Origin of the sequence: Sphingomonas sp., from assembly GCF_031361285.1 — a bacterium.
In the GTDB taxonomy this organism is placed as follows: domain Bacteria; phylum Pseudomonadota; class Alphaproteobacteria; order Sphingomonadales; family Sphingomonadaceae; genus Sphingomicrobium.
The window spans coordinates 1-3,356 of sequence record NZ_JANMCO010000030.1 but is presented as its reverse complement, the minus strand read 5'-3'; the positions used below and the strand labels follow the sequence as shown (position 1 = coordinate 3,356).

The window sequence follows — 3,356 nt, the reverse complement described above, 5'->3', positions numbered from 1 at the left end:
GCGAACCTTGCCCACCCGTTTGCCCTCGATCGTGTAGATATTGATTTTGGAATCGAGGTCGACGGCCAATCTGGTCAACTCGTCGACTAGTTTCGGCTCGTGCCGCATTTTGGCCGCCGCCGCCGCGATCTCGGAGGGCGGAAGTTCGAGCGAACAGGATCTCGCTAGGGTCAGGGTGGCGGCACTATCGGCGGCAAAGCTGATCGTCTCGGGACAGCGGGCGACGACGTTGCGCTGCACGGCATAAGGCATCGCGCTGCGCAGATGCTCACGATAGGGCGGCACATTGTCGAACGTGACGCTGGTCGTCGCCACCGCAACGTAGAAATTGGCAAGAGTTCGTCGAAGCGCTGCGCCGCCGACCGATTCAAGTCCGCCGACAGAGACGATCTCGTCATAGGTCGAGCGCAAGGTGTGGCGCGGATTGATCTGGCTGGCTTGGAAGAGATCGATCAGGAATTGCCCGTCGCCCGGCCCCGCCGGACGCTCGACCGCATCTAGGGCGGCCAGGGCATGCGCGCGGACAACCTCCTCGTAGCGCCGCCGCGTTCCATAGTCGTCTTGGTTCGCCGCGAGGTCGGCAGCCAGCCGCTCGCGATAAGCCTGACCCCGCGCGTGATCGATCCGGCCCTGGTTCCAATTATTGGCCTGCGTGCCCAGGAAAACGCCGACAACGACGATGACGAGGTCAATCGCGACTGCGAACCAATTGTGGTGGGTGACATGCTCGCGAATTCGGCGGATGACCATTGTTTCGCCCATCCCTGTTTGAGTGGCTGCTAACGAGGTGGATGGTGCGGGATGAACCCGGCGCCGCGCTCGAGTCAACGATGTGCTATAGCCGCTTTGAGAAGACAACCCCGCGCGCCGGGCCAGGTCTGATGCGGCCAAGTTGGGCTCGTCAGGGCGCCGGCAATTGCAAAAAGGCAAGTGTCCGCTTTCCACCCATTCCGGACATAAGCCGAATGTCCGCTTTCGACCCGTTGGGACATTAGCTCTTCTGATACCGTGCGCCTGTTGAGGGCAATCTATGTCCGCTTTCGACCCAACGCAGAGGTTAGTTAGTTATTCGTCACATTCATTTTTTCGGCTTGGTGGTTGGCACAGGGGTTCGCGTAATCTCAACCGGCAAGCCCCAAACGCTCTTTGGCGTCGGACAGCATTTGCTTGAACCGGGGATCGTCCCGCAGCAGCTCGAAGTCAGAGTCCGCTTCCAGATGCCTGATATGGGTTGTGCTGTCGACCTGCTCGAAAAATGGCCCGAGGACGTCGAGCGCTCGATCGAAATCCTTCAAACCGGCGGTTAGCGCACAGGCAAGATTGTAACGCATCGGACCGTTGTCGGGATCGAGCAGCAGCGCGCGATCGATCCAGTCCCTAGCCCTCTGATCCTCACCGATTATTGCCAATGCGCCCGCCCCGCAAGCGAGCACCGCCGCGTTCGACGGGTCCCTGGCTATGGCTCTTTCGGTCCGCTCGACGGTCAGCTGCGCAACGCGTTTCAGCTGGACGGCATCGCCGGTGCCGCGATAGCAGGTGATAAGCATCGACGGGTTGTGCCAATCCGATTCCATTAGCGCCGCGGCCTTCTCGAAAAAAGGGATTGCGTCGACAGCGCGGTGCTGGCGGAAGATCAGGCGCGCGGCCTCGCGGTTCACTTCCCATGAATCGGGGTCGAGACGAACTGCGGTTTCGATTTCCGCAGTGGCCTCCGCCTGATGCCCCTGTTCCTCGAGCAGGTGCGCCCTGACGCAGTGCGCCTCGGCTAAATCGGGGTTGATGGAGAGAGCACGTTCGACGGCGGGTTCGGGATCGACGTCCCTGCCGTGCCAGAAGCGAAGCTGCGACTGCGCCAGCGCCATCAACCCCCACGCCTGCGCATAGTTCGGGTCAAACGTGGTGGCCTGGTTACAGATTCGAACGATCGTTTCCTGACGGCGAACGTCGCCTATGCCTCCATCTGTCCACTGCTGCCGTGCCATCAAGTAGAGGTTGTAGGCCTCGACGCTGGCGGTTCCGCGAGTCTCGATCGCTTTCTTCTCTTCCGGCAGCAGCTTGACCCGCAGCGCGGCGACGATCGCCTTGGAAATCTCGTCCTGAATGGCGAAGATGTCAGTAAGATCACGATCGTAGCGATCAGCCCAGACGTGCCCGCCGGTTGCGCTGTCGATCAGCTGTGCGGTGATCCTGACTCGTGACCCGACCTTGCGCACACTGCCTTCGAGGACATGCGTGACGTCGAGTGAGCGCGCGACCTCCTTCACATCCATCACTCGCCCCTTGAAGGTGAACGCCGTATTCCGCGCGATCACCAGCAACGCCGAGACCTTCGACAAATCCGTGATGATGTCTTCAGTGATCCCGTCGCTGAAATATTCCTGCTCGGGATCGCCGCTCATGTTGATGAACGGCAGTACACAGACAGACGCGCCGCGCGACGCCTTGTGCTCGGCGGCTTGGGAGGCTGCAGTTTCGGAGGCTTTGCTGCCCGCCGTCTTTGAAATTGCGTCGAGCAAGTCATTGAGCTCACCCGCAGCGCCGTTGAACTTCCCCAGTTCGACCGTGTGAAACTGTCGAAAACCCAGTGGCGGTCTGGTGCCTGCCAGACTCACCGGAACGAGTCGGCCCGAATCGCGCCCTTCGGCGGCTTCGTCTTGGACCCAGGCCGACTCGACCGAGGCTGGCGACCACAGGACCACGACGGCCTCGGCGCTCTTAAGCGCCCGATCTATCTCTGTGGAAAAGCGCGAGCCGCCTTGGATATGACGGTCCCACCAGACTTCGTGGCCTGCGCCGCCAATGCCTTCGGCAAGCTGTTTGGCAGCAGCCTCGTCCTCACGCGCGTAGCTCAAAAAGACGTTGGCCACTGGCCCCCCCCGCGTGTGGAATAGTGAGCCCTAGCGACAAACGCTTCAAGAGCCACGTTAAATAGTGGTTTGCTAAGCGGTGGTCCGGGGCGCCTTTTGTTCTCCCGCGTCAGCGGGGCGATAGCGGATCACTGCAGCCGCATCGCTCTACAGGCAGCGAGACTTCGCAATCAGCAGGCTGATGTCCGCTTTCCACCCATTCCGGTCGTTCGCCTCGATCCTGAACGGATGACCGCTTTCGGGTTTGGCTGCGGCACCTCTGGTCGACCGAGATGGGCGCAAACCAGACGTCGATCAGCCATGACATTTTGCCAATTTTGTTCAACGCCGTGCTTACCCCGTGCTGCCGAAACACGCCGCAACCGGCACAGGCCTCTCTAAAACTGGGCCCTTGCCGAATATTTGATGTTATCGGGCCAACTCCACTAGCTTCGTTAGCTCTCACCTGGCGAAAATGTGGACGGCTATTCGGCGTTCCGTTCATGTCCC

At 60.7% G+C, this 3,356-nt stretch carries 2 protein-coding genes; both read right to left on the bottom strand.

What is annotated here, in order from left to right; genetic code table 11:
• Window positions 1-762 (bottom strand): hypothetical protein (locus RMO25_RS02830; RefSeq protein ID WP_309661094.1); only part of this gene is annotated, 762 nt, incomplete at its 3' end.
• Window positions 763-1,121: 359 nt separating this feature from the next.
• Window positions 1,122-2,867: a TIR domain-containing protein gene (locus RMO25_RS02825; protein ID WP_309661093.1), complete on the bottom strand. Its 1,746-nt coding sequence runs from the start codon at window positions 2,865-2,867 to the stop codon at window positions 1,122-1,124.
• Window positions 2,868-3,356 lie beyond the last annotated feature (489 nt).